General features: G+C 33.6%; 13 protein-coding genes. 2 read left to right on the forward strand and 11 right to left on the reverse strand.

What is annotated here, in order from left to right; genetic code table 11:
* Positions 1–428: 428 nt before the first annotated feature.
* From ACFO3N_RS06670 to ACFO3N_RS06680, 3 genes are all read right to left on the reverse strand, one after another.
* A complete protein-coding gene (locus ACFO3N_RS06670; protein WP_379796249.1) occupies positions 429–2,297 on the reverse strand; it encodes a peptidase U32 family protein in 1,869 nt (622 codons plus the stop codon).
* Between the two features lie 145 nt (positions 2,298–2,442).
* Entirely contained in the window at positions 2,443–3,105 is a 663-nt protein-coding gene (locus ACFO3N_RS06675) for a hypothetical protein (RefSeq protein ID WP_379796251.1), read from the reverse strand.
* A 64-nt stretch (positions 3,106–3,169) separates the two neighbouring features.
* Positions 3,170–3,625 carry a ferritin-like domain-containing protein gene (locus tag ACFO3N_RS06680; protein WP_379796253.1) on the reverse strand — a complete coding sequence of 152 codons (456 nt, stop codon included), beginning with the start codon at positions 3,623–3,625 and terminating at the stop codon, positions 3,170–3,172.
* Between the two features lie 364 nt (positions 3,626–3,989).
* Between ACFO3N_RS06680 and ACFO3N_RS06685 the strand changes: the two genes are divergently transcribed.
* Positions 3,990–5,048, forward strand: a complete 1,059-nt coding sequence (locus ACFO3N_RS06685; RefSeq protein WP_379796255.1) for a serine hydrolase domain-containing protein — start codon at positions 3,990–3,992, stop codon at positions 5,046–5,048.
* 115 nt (positions 5,049–5,163) lie between these two features.
* Here the strand turns inward: ACFO3N_RS06685 and ACFO3N_RS06690 are convergent, their stop codons facing one another.
* Together ACFO3N_RS06690 and ACFO3N_RS06695 are read right to left on the reverse strand one after the other, a co-directional pair.
* On the reverse strand, positions 5,164–6,354 hold the full coding sequence (locus ACFO3N_RS06690; protein ID WP_379796257.1) for a pyridoxal phosphate-dependent aminotransferase: 1,191 nt from the start codon (positions 6,352–6,354) through the stop codon (positions 5,164–5,166).
* A gap of 73 nt (positions 6,355–6,427) precedes the next feature.
* The gene (locus ACFO3N_RS06695; protein ID WP_095928544.1) at positions 6,428–7,525 is read right to left on the reverse strand and encodes a fatty acid desaturase family protein; all 1,098 of its coding nucleotides are present in this window, start codon (positions 7,523–7,525) and stop codon (positions 6,428–6,430) included.
* Between the two features lie 107 nt (positions 7,526–7,632).
* On the opposite strand from ACFO3N_RS06695, the gene rsmG reads away from it, so the two are divergent.
* The gene (gene rsmG / locus ACFO3N_RS06700) at positions 7,633–8,262 is read left to right on the forward strand and encodes a 16S rRNA (guanine(527)-N(7))-methyltransferase RsmG (protein WP_379796259.1); all 630 of its coding nucleotides are present in this window, start codon (positions 7,633–7,635) and stop codon (positions 8,260–8,262) included.
* A gap of 57 nt (positions 8,263–8,319) precedes the next feature.
* Here the strand turns inward: rsmG and ACFO3N_RS06705 are convergent, their stop codons facing one another.
* From ACFO3N_RS06705 to ACFO3N_RS06730, 6 genes are all read right to left on the reverse strand, one after another.
* Complete coding sequence (locus ACFO3N_RS06705) at positions 8,320–9,051, reverse strand: hypothetical protein (RefSeq protein WP_379796261.1); 732 nt, start codon at positions 9,049–9,051, stop codon at positions 8,320–8,322.
* Positions 9,052–9,406: 355 nt separating this feature from the next.
* Complete coding sequence (gene pruA / locus ACFO3N_RS06710; protein WP_379796263.1) at positions 9,407–11,032, reverse strand: L-glutamate gamma-semialdehyde dehydrogenase; 1,626 nt, start codon at positions 11,030–11,032, stop codon at positions 9,407–9,409.
* Between the two features lie 153 nt (positions 11,033–11,185).
* Positions 11,186–11,572: a Co2+/Mg2+ efflux protein ApaG gene (gene apaG / locus ACFO3N_RS06715; RefSeq protein WP_008467225.1), complete on the reverse strand. Its 387-nt coding sequence runs from the start codon at positions 11,570–11,572 to the stop codon at positions 11,186–11,188.
* Between the two features lie 79 nt (positions 11,573–11,651).
* Positions 11,652–12,905 carry a type IX secretion system plug protein gene (locus ACFO3N_RS06720; protein ID WP_379796265.1) on the reverse strand — a complete coding sequence of 418 codons (1,254 nt, stop codon included), beginning with the start codon at positions 12,903–12,905 and terminating at the stop codon, positions 11,652–11,654.
* 74 nt (positions 12,906–12,979) lie between these two features.
* On the reverse strand, positions 12,980–15,883 hold the full coding sequence (locus ACFO3N_RS06725) for a DEAD/DEAH box helicase (RefSeq protein WP_379796267.1): 2,904 nt from the start codon (positions 15,881–15,883) through the stop codon (positions 12,980–12,982).
* Between the two features lie 111 nt (positions 15,884–15,994).
* Positions 15,995–16,768 carry a class I SAM-dependent methyltransferase gene (locus ACFO3N_RS06730; RefSeq protein WP_008467221.1) on the reverse strand — a complete coding sequence of 258 codons (774 nt, stop codon included), beginning with the start codon at positions 16,766–16,768 and terminating at the stop codon, positions 15,995–15,997.
* Positions 16,769–16,781: the final 13 nt, after the last annotated feature.

A 16,781-nucleotide genomic window follows, 5' to 3' on the forward strand; every position in this document is an offset into this window, starting at 1 on the left:
TTTTTAACCGCAAAGTTCGCAAAGATTTACGCAAAGAGCGCTAAGTTTTTGTTTTTAAGATAAAAAAACGCAAAGAATTTTTCACGCAGATTTTGCAGATTCAGCAGATTTTGATTTAATTGAAATCTTAAGATAAAAGTAACCATGTAGTTTGTCATTTCGACGTAAGGAGAAATCTCCACGAGAAGCTCTACAAAGATTGGCTTATTGGAACGGAGCGACTTGCGAAGATTTCTCCTTACGTCGAAATGACAAGATTGTGGAAATAACAGATTATTTAACCGCAAAGTTCGCAAAGAATTACGCGAAGAACGCAAGGTTTCGTTTTTGAGTAAAAGAAAGGTTCGCAAAGATTGTTTTAAAATCTTTGCGAACCTTTTGCGTAATTCTTTGCGCTCTTTGCGGTAAAAAAACTTTGCGTTTAAACTTTAATGAAAATGATCTTCTTCAATTTCAAATTCGGCATCTTTTTCCCAGATTTCCATTTCGCAGGGCTTGCAGTTGAATTTTAGTTTGTATTCCAACTCACCTTGTTTTAAAACCAAAGGTTCTTTTACTTTAACACCCACGATATCTTTTTGATGTATTGGGCATTTTTTCAACTCGTATTTGATGCAATATTTGGTTGTCATTACACGAGATTTTCCTGGATCCCATTGTAATTCGAATGCTTTTTCGATTTCAGTAACACCGTGACGTTCGTAGAATTTACGAGCCGTTTTGTTTGAAACGTTGTACATGAAATCCAATTTAGTTTCTGGATATGGATGTGACGTTTTTACCAATTGGTGTTCTTCACGTTTGTAATTTGCCAAACGAATTTCTGATAATTGATCGAAAACATTTCTTCTCATTTCATTGATTTTTGAAATAGGAAGGAACCAGTTTTCAGAAAACATTACATTAATTTCATCGGCACTGTAAGGTGTAAAACCTGTTTTTGCCAATTGAACTTTGATGTTTTCTTCGATCGATTCGCCCGTTTTAGTCTGTTCTTTCGGATGCTCTAATTTTACTGTACTTACGTTTCCATCTTCGTCGGTAGCGATTAGTTCAAAACCGTTTTCGTTTTCTGTAAGCAATAAAGTAGTTCCGATTTTACGGATCGCGCTGTCTTCTCTTTCAACAATTTTAATGAAAGCAGCGTCGTTGTTTCTATAGATGAAAGTTCCTTCTTTGATTTCTTTTAAAACGTTTGGATAAACTTTTCCGTTCTCGGCTTTGTTTACGTAGATTCCGTCAGCTTCATTATTTTCGTTGATAAAGCAAAGTCCGTCACCGTTGTTTAATAATTCGCCGTTTTCGATTTCGTAAGCGTTTCCAACAGTTCTAATTAATTTACCAATGTATTGGCCTTTTGATTTTGGGCTTTCCCAAGAACCAATAGAACTGTGTCTTTCGTTTACGAAATAATCGGTATAACCACGGTTGAAAGTTCTGCTTAAAGTAGAATCAAAAGTATACGTGCATTTTCCTGAAGAGGCTTTAATGTATTTATCGCTTCCTTCTAAATAGCTGTCTAATTTCTGACGTAAATAAGATACGTTATTTTTAACGTAAGCAACATCTTTTAATCTTCCTTCGATTTTGAAAGAAACGATTCCAGCTTCAATCAAATTCGGAATCTGATCTGAAACATCTAAATCTTTTATTGAAAGCAAGTGACTGTTTCGGATTAAAGTATCTCCGTTTCCGTCTATTAGGTTATAAGGTAAACGGCAGTTTTGTGCGCATGAACCACGGTTAGCGCTTCGTTCTCCGTTCGCCACACTCATATAGCAGTTTCCGCTAAAAGAAACACATAAAGCTCCAGTTACGAAAAACTCTAGTTCAACATCAGCTTCGTCGTATATTGTTTTAATTTGATGCAAGTTTAATTCACGTGCTAAAACGACACGTTTGATTCCGGCATCTTTAAGGAATTTAATTTTATCTGCATCACGATTATTGGCTTGTGTACTGGCGTGAAGCACAATAGGAGGTAAGTCCATTTCCATAATCGCCATATCCTGAATGATCAAGGCATCTACACCAATATCGTACAATTCCCAGATCATGGCACGACAAGTTTCTAATTCGTTATCGTACAAAATGGTATTCATAACCACAAAAACCTGTGCGTTAAATAAGTGCGCGTATTTTACCAATTCGGCAACATCTTCGATTGAGTTGTTGGCATTAGAGCGTGCTCCAAATTGTGGCGCGCCAATATATACAGCATCTGCACCACTATTAATGGCAGCAATTCCTCCAATTAAATCTCTAGCAGGAGCTAATATTTCGATTTTCTTCTTCATTTCTAAAACTTTAGACTTTTGTGGTATTCCCGAAAAAAAGTGTGCAAAGGTCTAATAAATTATTCGAGTTTGCTAGTGATGAAGCGATTTTTTTGAAATTGTTAACTTAATATGGAATGAAGATAAATGAAATTATTTGATACAATTAATCTATTGGAAAATTGTATCCTGCAGAAAACACTCCTGTTGATTGTTTTGCATCTGGATGAAAATAACCTGAAAATCCAAGTTCAAAATTATTTTTTCTGCCAACTGCTAATCCAAAACTGATGGGAATATGCATTAAAACAGTATTTTTATTGTAATTAACGGCTGGTGTAAAAGTTTGAAATTTTCCAAATGAAGCGCCAATGCCGCCTTCAATAAAAGGCGCAACCCACGGAATTGGAGCGCAAATACGAGCTTTTCCTCCAACTAACAAAGCACGAGTTGTTACTTTGTATCTTGGCTGGTCGAGATAAAATTGTTCCCCATCAATTTTTGTAGAAATTGTAGCAGTATAAGGTTTTATGCCAAACCATGAAGTTATTCCCCAAGCATATTCTGCTTGTACATACAGTCCGCTGCCCATAACATCTAATTGGTCCTGACTTCCATAATCTTCAATGTAATACGAACTACTGGAAGCAAAACCTATAGAAGCATTTATTGATTTACCAACTCTTGGCTGGGCTTTTGAAATAAAGGAATAAAGGAAAATAAAATGGTAAAGATTGTGTAAATGAGAAAATTGCGTAAAGTTAATTTCATGTAGTCTGCTAGTTAGAATTGGTTGAGACGAAAATAAGATTTTATTTTCCAGTGGCAATGAAAAATAAAAAAACCGCCCAATCCGAAGACTGAGCAGTTTTCAAAAAAAAAGCATGAATCGTTTAGCTTGCTCTCATTTTAATTTGTGATAAAGTATTTTGAATACTGTTTAATTGTTTTGAAACGATATACACTTGATCGTGTTCTAAATGATTTTCTTCTAGTGCTTTTTTGTATTTTTCAACAGCAGCTTCTTCACCTGTAATACAAGCGTTTATAATGGCTTCTGTGTCACCCCCAGTAAATGCCGATTTAATATCGATCCAAGCTCGGTGTAGTGCGCCAAGTGGACCTCCGCCAGAGTTGTCTGTAGATTTTCCTAATTTGTTGATTTGATTTTGTAATTCTACAATAAATAGAGCTCTTTCGCGGGCATATTCTAGGAAATCGGTTTTAATTGCTGGATTTTCTACATGTTCTGCTGCATCTGTATATCCTAGTTTTCCGTCTTCAAGAATTGAAATTAATCCTTCTAAAGTTTTAATTGCTTCTTGTGTGGTTTCATCTGTATGTATCATGACTAATAGTTTTTAAATTAATACATTACAAAGATGGGACTTCTAGAATGGAATGTTTTACAGGATTACATTTGGGGTTTTATAATATTGTGGAATGGGAATTTTGAAAGTGTTAATTTATTTTTTCCCGCAGATTCAGCAGATTTAGCAGATTTTTTTATTTTGAAAATGAATTTTCTCGTTTTCCGTTTTGCGTGAGGGATAGCAGTGGAAAGCCCACAGCCTGACGAAGGAAGTGCGAGGACTTGTAACGGATAGCCCGACCCGGAGGGGCACGCCCAAAAATTATAGAAATTTACTTTTTGTAACCATTTGTTGATTGATGCCGTCAAAGCTTTATCAATCAAACTCAAATAATCGCAAAATGAAAACATTCTTAAAATCGTTTATAGTTTTATTTATAATGGCTTTTTCAGGTTTATCGGCTCAAAATCTGGAAACTAAAATAGATAGTTTAATCACTTCGAAGTTTAAACCCGAAAATCCTGGAGCTGTTTTTCTTGCGGTTAAAAATGGAAAAGTGATTTATAGAAAAGCTTTTGGAATGGCTGATTTGGAAATGAATGTTAAAATGAAGCCTGAATTTGTTTTTGAAATTGGTTCGATGACCAAACAATTTACGGCTGTTTCTATTTTGATGCTTGCTGAACAGGGAAAACTGAAGCTTAATGATGAAATTACGAAGTTTATTCCAGATTACCCAACAAATGGAAATAGGATTACATTGCATCATTTGCTGACTCATACTTCGGGAATTAAGGATTTTACGAGTATGAAATCGATTAAAGATATTGCCAGACGGGATTTGGAGCCTAAAAAGTTAGTAGATTTTTTTAAGAATGAACCAATGGATTTTAAACCTGGCGAGGAATATAAATACTGCAATTCAGGATATGTGATTTTGGGGTATATTATTGAAATGGTGTCTGGGCAGACTTATGAGGAATTTATAACTCAAAATATTTTTAAGAAAATAGGAATGCAAAACAGTTATTATGCCAGCCATGATAAAATTATAAAAAATAGGGTTTCTGGTTATCGTGACAGTAATGGATATGTAAATACAAATTACATTAGTTTTTCTATTCCGTATGCTTCGGGGTCGATCATGACAACTGTAGATGATTTGCTGAAATGGCAAAATGCAATAAATAGTAATGTGTTATTAAATCCTATTTACACAGAAAAAGCTTTTACCAATTATAAATTAAATAACAGAACCTATATAGATTATGGATATGGCTGGCATTTAGAAAAAGTAAAAAATAAAATAGTTCGCGAGCACGGAGGAAGTATTTTTGGTTTTAAATCTATGGGAGTTTATGAGCCAACTGAACAAATTTATGTAGTAGGTTTGAGTAATTGCGAATGTAATTCTCCAACGACTATTACAAAAGATATTGCTACTCTTTTAATTGATTAGAGAAAGTTGTTATTGAACCATCTTTGTCGAATAAGCAAATAAAAAAACAGCTTAAAGTATAAAAGTGATGAAACTTTTGAACCTTAAGCCGTTTTTAATAAAACTTAGAATATTGTTATGCAGTCAAAGCTTCTTTGATTCTGCGTAAAGCTTCTTTTAAAATGTCGTTGCTTGTTGCGTAAGAGAAACGAATACAGTTTGGATTTCCAAAAGCGTCTCCTGTTACTGTAGCAACGTTTGCCTCAGCTAAAAGATACATCGAAACATCGTTTGCATCTTTGATTTCAGTTCCTTTTAAAGTTTTTCCGAAGAAAGAAGAAACGTCTGGGAATACATAAAATGCACCTTCTGGCACGTTGATTTTTACTCCTGGAATTTCTTTTAATAATCCAACCACTAAATCTCTACGACCGTGGAAAGCTTGAACCATTTCGTTTAATACGCTTGGATCAGCATCTACAGCGGTAATAGTAGCTCTTTGCGCTACAGAATTTGCACCAGAAGTTACTTGTCCTTGAATTTTTGTACACGCTTTTGCGATAAATTCAGGAGCTCCGATATAACCAATTCTGTATCCCGTCATGGCAAATGCTTTTGCAACTCCGTTTACAGTAATTGTTTTTTCGAACATTCCCGGAATTGAACCGATACTGCAGAAAGTTCCTGAGAAATTGATATGCTCATAGATTTCATCTGCAACTACGTAAATATTTGGGTGTTTTTCTAAAACTTTTGCCAATGCTGTTAATTCTTCTCTGCTGTAAACAGATCCAGAAGGATTACATGGAGAAGAAAACCACATCATTTTTGTTTTTGGCGTGATTGCAGCTTCTAATTGCTCTGGAGTAATCTTGAAATCGGTTTCTACAGAAGTTGGAACTTCAACTGGAACTCCTCCAGAAAGTTTTACAATTTCGAAATAAGAAACCCAGTATGGAGCTGGTAAAATAACTTCGTCTCCATCGTTTAACATTACTTGTGCAATGTTGTATAATGATTGTTTTGCTCCTGTAGAAACTACGATTTGAGATGGTTTGTAATCTAAATCGTTGTCTCTTTTGAATTTTCTGCAAATTGCTTCTCTCAATTCAAGGTAACCTTCTACTGGAGAATAAGTGCTATAATTTTCGTTTACTGCTTTTATTACTGCTTCTTTAATAAAGTCTGGCGTATTGAAATCTGGCTCACCTAAACTTAAGCTGATAATGTCTTTTCCTTGTGCTTTTAATTCTCTTGCCAAAGCGGCCATTGCTAATGTCTGCGAAGTTGCAAGATTGTTGATTCTGTCCGAAAGAATATGATTCATTATAAAAATTTTGAATGTCCTTAATTTGCTGCGCCTATTAAGGAAGGTTAATTATTAATAGATTTTTTTTAGTTTAAACAGATAATTCAGGTTTCATTCCTAAGTCACGTAAATGTTTGAAGTGGGCTACAATAGCACTTCCCATTGTTTTGTATTCGTAATAGGGTAAATTACATTCTTTTGCAGTTTCTTTTACGATTTTTGCAATTTTACCATAGTGAATGTGACTAATATTAGGGAAAATATGATGTTCGATTTGATGATTTAATCCGCCTGTATACCAGTTTACGATTGCATTTTTTGGTGCAAAATTAGTAGTAGTGTACAATTGGTGAACAGCCCAAGTGTTGTCCATTTCTCCCAATTCATTTGGAGAAGGATTTGTAGTATGATCTACAACGTGTGCTAACTGAAATACAATACTTAAAATTAATCCGGCAGTATAATGCATTACGAAAAATCCAAGAAGTACTTTCCACCATGTAATTCCGATTACCATTGGTAAAACAATCCAAATAGAGATATAAATAACTTTAGTAATAATAAGAGTTGTCCAAAGAATTTTCGGACTTTTTGGTTCACCGTACGATAATTTTCTTTTCAAATAATTTCTCATCTGTTTAAAATCGGTAGTAATGGCCCAATTGAAAGTCAATAAGCCATACAAGAAAACAGAGTAATAATGCTGGAAACGGTGAAAACTATGCCATTCTGCATGTTCTGTAAAACGGATAATTCTTCCTGCATCTAGATCTTCATCGTGACCAGGAATATTGGTGTAAGTATGATGCAATACATTGTGCTGTACCTGCCAGTTGTAAACATTTCCGGCAAGAACATAGATTGTTCCCCCCATAAATTTATTAATCCAGCTTTTAGTCGAATAAGAACCGTGATTACCATCGTGCATAACGTTCATTCCAACACCAGCCATTCCAATACCAATTACGATAGATAAAAGCAGCATTACCCAAAACGGCATGTCAAGTGTAAGAATTAAAAAGTATGGAGTTAAAAAAACTGCAAATAGAATAACGGCTTTTAAATGTAATTTCCAGTTTCCGGTTTTTTTGATATTGTTTTCTTTGAAGTAATTGTTTACCCGAGAGTTAAGCGTTCTGAAGAACTTCAAATTGTCTTGCCTTGCAAAAGTTGGAGCCGTGTTATTCATAATTGTTTTAAATAGGTTTCAAAGGTAATTATTATAAATTCTCAATTTGCAAAATTGAGTTAAATATTTCAATCGTAAAGTAGTACTTTTGTTAAAAATTTACAGCAATGGATGAGATATTGAAATATTTTCCCAATTTGACCGATCTTCAAATCGAACAGTTTCAAAAATTAGACTTATTATATCACGATTGGAATGAAAAAATCAATGTTATTTCGCGCAAAGACATTGATTCTTTATACACAAAACATATTTTGCATTCGTTAGGAATTGCTAAGATTATGAAATTTGAGCCTGGAGCGACAGTTCTAGATGTTGGAACGGGAGGTGGCTTTCCGGGTATTCCGTTAGCGATTCTTTTTCCTGAAACCCGTTTTTATTTGATTGATGTGATTGCTAAAAAAATAAAAGTAGTGCAGGGAGTTGTAGATGCGTTAGAATTAAAGAACGTAAAAGCGGAACAAAAACGTGCAGAGTTGGTAAAAGGTGATTTCGATTTTATCGTTAGCCGTGCGGTTACCAATATGCCAGATTTTGTTTCTTGGGTAAAAGATAAAATAAAAAAGCAGCACAAGCATATTTTAAAGAATGGAATCCTGTATTTAAAAGGTGGAGACTTAACAGAAGAATTAAAAGATTTTCCGAATGCCACTTTGTATGATTTAGCTGCAATATTTGAGGATGAGTTTTTTGAAACTAAAAAAGTGGTTCATCTTCCTTTAAAGTTTAAGCCTTAGTTTGATATAAAAAAACCGGAAAGAATTTCTTTCCGGTTTTTGAATTAATAGGCCTTACTAAGATGCTTTTTTAGAAAAATCTAAGAAAGGATTTGCTTTTATATTTAAATTATCAATGAAGTTATGAATTGAGTTTTCAGCTGCTTCAACTGTATATTTGAATTCTGCATCAAAGAAAAATTCTCTGGAAATTACAGGTTCGTTTGAAGAATCGTAAACAGCTTCATCACTTTGATCTAATTCATCGTTTTTGTATGGATTAGGATGTGAGTGAATTAAATTTATAATGGTTTGACTAAACCACTTGTCAAATTTTTTCTTTTTTGGAGTAATATGACGCGCAAGGAGAACCAGCCCAATAAGTTCGCTTTGCAAAAAGTAAGAGCCTTTTCTGTACCTCACATCAATCATTCTAACATTCATTAAAGCAATCCATAATGCGCCATTTACTGAACCTGACGCAGATATTTCAAAATCGGTATCAAATAATAAAGGGTTTGTTTGTTCGCGATTATTAATGGAACACCAAAGTGCTTCAATACGTTTCTGTGTGTCGGTTGTTGCTTGAGTGTATCCTGTAAAACGCCAATAAATCCATTCTAGCAATGCAGCAGTTAAACCAATTGACCCCTTGTGATTAATTTGCATTAGAGTGTCTTCAAGGTTAATATTTTCTTCTGAAGGATCTAAAAGTTCGTTTATTTTTCTTTTTGTCCATTTGTAATCTATTGGATGTCCAATACTTTTTGATTCCATAATAATCTTAGGAACATTGTTTAGATTTCTCATTCTTATATTGTTTATTTTATTAAATCTTTTAATATCATTTAAGATTGAGGCAAATTTATAAGGATGATTTTTTTTTGACTGGAACAAAAAGCTTTTAAAGTATTAAAATAAGGTAAATAAATTTTTTAAAGTGCTGATTCTTAAATAAATAAGAAAAGTATTACAAAATTTGACTGTCAATTATTTTAATGTAAGGAATGATATTTTTTAGATGAAGGAATTGTCTATCTATTTTAGGTGAGAGTACGTGCTTATTATGATCTACATCTGAGGTCGTAATCGAAAAATAAAGGCCTAAACTTCAGAATGAAGTTTAGGCCTTTTATAAATTTATAATCTGAATTCTAAAATCAGATTAACCTAAGAAAGGATATCTATAATCTTCTGGAGTTACAAAAGTTTCTTTGATAGTTCTTGGAGAAGCCCAACGCAATAAGTTCAATGCAGAACCTGCTTTGTCGTTAGTTCCAGAAGCTCTTGCTCCACCGAAAGGCTGCATACCTACAACAGCTCCAGTTGGTTTATCATTAATATAGAAGTTACCAGCAGAGTTTTGTAATTTAGTTGTAGCTACTTCAATAGCGTAACGATCTTGGCTGAAAACAGCTCCTGTTAAAGCGTACTCAGAAGTAGTATCTACCAATTCAAGAGTTTCTTCCCATTTAGCATCTTCGTAAACATAAATCGTGATAACTGGTCCAAATAACTCAGTTTCCATTGTAGTATATTTAGGGTTTGTCGTTACAATAACTGTTGGCTCAATAAAGTATCCTATAGATTTATCGTAATTCCCTCCAACGATGATTTCAGCGTCAGCATCTTTTTTTGCTTGGTCAATATAGCTAGCTAATTTGTCAAAAGAACCTTCGTGAATAACTGCTGTAATGAAGTTTCCAAAATCTTCTGGAGAACCCATTTTCATAGATTTTACATCAGTGATTAATTGCTCTTTTACGGCTGGCCATAAACTTTGCGGAACATAAGCTCTAGAAGCTGCAGAACATTTTTGTCCTTGGAATTCGAAAGCTCCACGAGTAATTCCTGTAGCTACTTGTTTTACGTTTGCACTTGGATGAGCAATGATAAAATCTTTACCTCCAGTTTCTCCAACAATTCTTGGGTACGTTTTGTAATTATTGATGTTTGCACCAATTTTAGCCCAAATATCTTTAAATACATGAGTTGAACCAGTAAAGTGTACTCCAGCAAAATCACGACTTGCTAAAATGGTATCGGTAATCATTAAAGCATCTCCGAAAACTACATTGATAACTCCATCTGGAACTCCAGCTTCTTTGAAAACGTCGATGATAACTTTTGCAGAGAATACTTGGCTATCACTTGGTTTCCAAACCACAACGTTACCCATCATGGCAGCACTTGCAGGAAGATTTGCAGCAATAGCAGTAAAGTTAAAAGGAGTAATAGCGTAAACAAAACCTTCTAATGGTCTGTATTCTACACGGTTCCAAACAGTAGAATCTGATTTTGGCTGATCGTTGTAGATTTGAGTCATAAACTCAACATTATAACGTAAAAAGTCGATTAATTCGCAAGATGCATCAATTTCTGCTTGGTGAATATTTTTAGATTGACCAATCATTGTAGCAGCGTTAATACGAGCTCTATATGGTCCTGCGATAAGTTCTGCAGCTTTTAAGAAAATAGCAGCACGTTGTTCCCATGCCATGTTAGCCCATGCTTTTCTTGCTTCAAGTGCATTAGCAATTGCTTTTTCAATATGTTGTTTTTCAGCTAAATGGTATTTTCCAACAACGTGTTTGTGGTTGTGTGGAGCTGTAATGTTTCTTGTATTTCCAGTTCTAATTTCTTCGTTTCCAATATATAAAGGAACGTCAATTTGAGAATTCCACATTGTGGTATAAGCAGCCTGAACAGCAGCTTTTTCTGGTGAGTTTGGTGCGTAGCTCTTTACAGGCTCGTTTACCGCTTTTGGTACATGAAAAAATCCTTTAAGCATGTTATTTAAAATTTGTGAATTAGACAATTTAAAGTTAGACGATTTGTTTTGTTACGAATAATCTAACGCTGCACAAAAGTACAAAGGATAAATTAATAAATTGACAATTTTATGATTAAGATAACGATAAAAGCTATAGAGGTAAACTATATCTTAATTTAATGCAAAAGGAGCGCACATTCTAAAAGTAGGAACAATTACTTTGAATGTTTTTGTAGTAGTAAAATTGATCATATTGAAATGACCTTTCATTGCACCATAAGGAGACGATAATAAACACCCAGAGCTGTAAGTGTGGTTTTCGCCAGGTTTTAAAACTGGTTTTTTACCAATTACACCTTCACCATCTACAACTTCTAAATCATTTAAAGAATCAAAAATTTCCCAATGGCGAGAAGTTAATTGTACCGAATCTTTACTATGATTTTCGATGGTAACTACGTAGCTAAAAGCAAAATGAATCTTATAGTTTTTGAAGTATGTACCTTCAAAACTAGTCAAAACAGATATTTTTATGCCTCGTGTAATTTGAGAAACCATACTAACGCCGTATATATGTGAGTGTTATAGAGGCAAAGCTACGAAAAAAAATCGTTTAAACTAAAACCTTAACATTGTTTTAATTGACTATATTGATAGAGTTTGCATTTCCCTTTCCGATTACACGCTGATAACGGTCTGTTGCCTCTTTGTAATAAACCAGCACGGTGTACTCGTTTTCAGTCTGATAAAAGTTTCCGTCAATAGCATTTTCAAAGTCAATAACTCCTTTTTTATCTGCAACGGTATACTGAAAATTAGTAAAACCTTGTTTGATCATAATAGCTTTTTCAAAAACTCCTTTATCAGTATTGTAGTCCATTTTGTATTCTGGTGAAAGGCTGTAATTGTTGAACATTCCAGTGATATAAATGTCTTTGTTCATTCTAAAAGCGGGAGCAGAAAGAGTGAAGTAAACCCAAGCATAATCGGCTTCAATGTCGTTGTTAGAACCATTGATGTTCTTAACTACAAAATTTCCGTTTACATCTTCATAATTCGTATAAATCTGATTTCCTCTTGCGGCATTGGTGTACAAAAACGCATTGTAAATATCATTGTTCGAACCTATTTTGGCAACATTATTATTGGCTGCTCGAATGTCTTTGTTTTCAAAATACAAAAACTCATTTCCGCCCCAAAATTGGGTTTCTTTGTCATATTTATAAACCAGCTGATTGCCAATTGTATATTGAGGTACAATATTTTTTATCTCGGTACGAAAGTTGCCATTTTGAAGTAAAAGCACTTTTACATTTTGTAGTGGAGTTTGAAAAACAATATCGTTAGATAAAATCGCAAAATCAAGATTCTGTTTGTAATCAATATTGCTGAGGTTGCGGCTTCTTTTTACTTGAACTCCAACTGTACAATGGTTTTCATACAAAATGAATTTTCTAGAGAAAATAACTTCTTTATCTTCATTCAGAATTCGTAGCATATAATTGCCCGAAAGTTTCAGAAGCTGTGTAAACTGATTTGGAAAAGAAAGTCTGTAATGTGTATAAACCTGTAGTGTATTAAACGAATTCGAAAAATCGGTAATTCTCTGATTATCCATGCCAAGAACATAGTCTGTTTTCGGAATATTTGTTGGAAACCAGTTATAGTCGCAATGAATAACTTCAAAATAATAATTGGCTTCGTTACCAAATAAATCATCAAATTGAAAGGTAAATGCAGAGCCTAATTCGAAAATAGGAGGGACATTGCTGCCATTCTGGATAAACGAAACCGTTTTAATATTATACGGTGGGTCGATTTCTTTTTCTTGAGCTTTCGCTAAAGTGAAAATAAAAAGAAAAATAAAGCTTGTATATAAAAATTTTGGCATCTTATAACATTGTAAGATTGTAAATATAACAATTTTATATAACGAAAAAGATGCCATTCTATTGGATTTAACGATTACGAACCCAAAATATATTCTAAGTTGCCTTCAATTTCATCATTAATATAACTTTCTTCTAAAAGGGAATCAGACAATAGTTTTTTGTTTTCCTGCAGTTTGATGATTTTTTCCTCAACGGTGTTTTTAGAAATAAAACGAATCACGTTTACTTTATTTATTTGTCCAATTCTATGTGCACGTCCAACACCTTGTTTTTCTGCGAAAGGATTCCACCAAGGATCCAAGAATAATACATAAGAAGCTTTTGTAATATTCAAACCAACTCCACCAGCTTTTAGCGAAATAAAGAATAACAACGGGTTTTCTTTTTCCTGAAATAATTTTACTTGCTGTTCTCTTTTATCGGCAGGCGTTTCACCTGTAATTTCGCAAAAATCAATTTTGTTTTCTTTACACCAGTCGGTATAAAAACTTAAATTGGTAACAAACGAACTGAAAATAATCGCTTTCTGTTTTCCTTTTACTAAACTTTCCAGATAATTGGTAACCGCAATATATTTTCCAGAATCAATTTCAGAATCTGCATCAACCATTTTTGGGTGATTACTCAACTGGCGTAATTTCATCAAAGTATTGATAATGCTAATTTTGTCAGGAGATCCGTCGGTTTTAAGAAGGAAATTACGAGCTTTAGATTTTTCTTTTTCGTATAATTTTTCCTGTTCAGGATCCATGTCGCAGTAATAAATCTGCTCTGTTAATTCTGGTAAATCTTTTAAAACCTGTTCTTTAGTTCGTCGCAAAATATAAGGCTGAATCAGGTTTTTTAATTCTGCCAAAACTTCTTCATTCTGCTTTTTCTCAATCGGATTTTTGAAATTTTCCATAAAGAAAGCATAGCTTCCTAAAATCTCTGGATTGATAAACTGCATTTGTGACCATAAATCGTCAAGCGAATTTTCGATCGGCGTTCCGCTCAAAGCAATTTTATGTCCTGTGCTTATTTTATTGATCGCTTTAAAAATCTTAGAATTTTTGTTTTTGATGTACTGGCTTTCGTCCAAAATCAAATAACGGAAATCGTATTTTTCTAAAATAGAAATATCTCGGTGAATGATGCTGTAACTTGTAAAAATCAAATCGGTTGAATTGATTCTGCTTGCTAAAGATTTTCGGTCATTCCCCACATATTGCATTTTCGAAAAGTGAGGCGTGAACTTTCCAGCTTCATTAAACCAGTTAAAAACCAGCGAAGAAGGCAGGACGATCAAAGCTTTAAGCGGTTCTCTTTCGATAGTGGTTTCGTTGGCAAACAAATCGAAATTGGTTGTTTTGGTTGTAAAACCTAATTGTTCTTGTACAGAGACTAAAACAGATAAAGTTTGCAGCGTCTTTCCAAGTCCCATATCATCGGCCAAACACGCGCCCATATTGGAGTTAAAATGTCCTAAAAGCCATTTTACTCCATCAATCTGATACGGTCTTAAAGTTGCTTTTATTAAGTCTGAAGCTGTAAATTCAGCTTGATGAATTTGATCTAGATCGTTGTCAATTTCTGAAATTCCGTCCAGAGCAGTAAAATTGCTTTTTCGTAAAAGTAAAACGCCATTTTCTGTTTTGGCCAATTTTGCCAAAGAACCATATTTGCTAAACCATTCTAGCGGAATTAAAAAGTAGTTTCCGTCAGGCAATGCAAAAAGTCTTTCTTTGCTTTTTATATTCGGAATAATTTCGCTGAAATTAATTTTATAATTTCCAACGGTAATAATTATTTTAATATCAAACCAATCTCCAGTTGTTTCTTTTGAAGCAGAAATGGTATGATTTTCTGTAATGATTTCTTTGCTTTCCAGTTTTAGATTTTCAATCGTAAAACCTAAACGTTTTAGCTCTTCTTTATTGTTAATAATCAGTTGGATATTAACGTAAGGGTCTGTGTTTTCGGTTTCTGAATTTAATCCAAATAATTCGTTTTTGATTTTGGTTAAACCAATTTCACTTAATTTATCGATATATAAATTTTCGTCAAGATTTCTTTTAAACTGAATTATTTTAGGTTCATTGGCAACGCTGAAATCTACAAAAGAATGTGATTTTTTAGCTTTACTTCCGTCAAATGAATAGCCGTTATAATCAAAATAAAGATTGAGATAATAACAGTTTTTGAAGAAATCATGAATAGGCTGGATTGTGCACGAAATGATTTTATCACGAAGCTCGATCTCAAAACCAGTTGCTTCAATATCTATTTTCTTTGCAATCTGCGGAATAAAACTCTTGAAATAATCATCAACTAATTTGGATGGAATTTCAATAGATTTTTTCTTTAAAAAAGGCATTAATTTTTTGGAATTAAGCTCTTTTAACTGTCCTAATTTTTTATTGATAATCAGCCATCCTGGTTCGTCTAAAAGAATGTCAACTTTGGTATCCATTGGAGGAAAAATAGTTTCATTTTCTTTTAAAGATAGCGTGTAAGTAATTCCTTCGGCATGTTTGTCAAATTGAATCTGAGGTTCAAATTCAAGAGGCTCAATGCTAATTCTAGAACGGTAGAAATCTTTTTCAGGTCCGAGGTTTAAAGATAAAGGAAATTGTTCTTTTACAATTAAATCGTAAAACGAACTTAAATTGAATTTTAAATGTTGGCGAATGGCAAATTCAATTTTTGAATCTTTCTGTAAATCAGCAATTGTTTTGGCTGATTTAATTTTGGCACCAAACTTTTTAAAAATAAATTCAGGTTTAAGAGAGTCGCAAGCGGTTAATATTCTTTTTGAATTGGAATCTAAATTGTCAAAAATGATTCCGAAACTTTCAAGTACATCTGGACTTGCTTTTTTGTCTAAATATTTAATTTCGCTAGTATTCTCAACAATGTACGCGGTTGGAATATAGACATTCAGATTTTTTTCCAAACTGATGTCAAAACAGAACTGAAATGATTTTGTAGGTTCCAAGATTTAGGGATTTTGTTAGGCTTGTATTTGGGATTTGGGCAAAAAAATAAAGAGTTTTCAAATCTAAATATTTTGAAAACTCTTTATTAAATGAACTTATATGGTGAAAAATTAGTTTTCCTGTTTAAAGCAAAGCGGAATAATTTCGCCTTTTGCCAAACAGTATTTCTCAACCAATTCTGGTGCAATTTTATTGGTATAATCTTCTTCGATAACAATAAAGCCAATGCTTCTTAATTTGTCAAAATAATCGCGCCCATAAACACGAACGTGATCGTATTGTCCGAAGATTTTTGCGCGTTCTTTCTGGTCTGTAATCGAATCATCAGCAAAAGTAACTTCGCGAGATAAATCCTGAGGAATCTGCAAAATTGCCATTCCGCCTGGTTTTAAAACACGGTATAATTCCTGCATTGCTTTTGTGTCATCTGGAATGTGCTCTAAAACGTGATTGCATAAAATAACGTCGTATTCATTATCCTTAAAAGGTAAATTACAGATATCTGCTTTTACATCTGCCAATGGCGAAAGTAAGTCAGTTGTGGTATAATCTAAGTTTTTCTGCTTACGAAATCTTTTGTAAAAAGCTTGTTCTGGAGCAAAATGCAACACTTTTTTTGGTGCTGTAAAAAAATCAGTCTGATCGTTTAAATAAAGCCAAAGCAAACGGTGTCTTTCTAAAGAAAGTGTACTTGGCGAAAGCACATTATTACGCTGTTTTCCGTATCCGTAAGGCAAAAACGACTTAAAGCTTTTTCCGTCAATTGGATCTGTAAATTTATCTCCTTTTAAAGAGAAAGCTAAAATGGGACGCGCCACATAACTCAAACGAATTAATAAAGGACGCGGGATTGTATTTAAAACTAATTTGAAAAGTTTTTTCATGGGGTTATTTCGC

It is taken from the genome of Flavobacterium chungangensis (assembly GCF_042654045.1).
GTDB lineage: Bacteria > Bacteroidota > Bacteroidia > Flavobacteriales > Flavobacteriaceae > Flavobacterium > Flavobacterium chungangensis.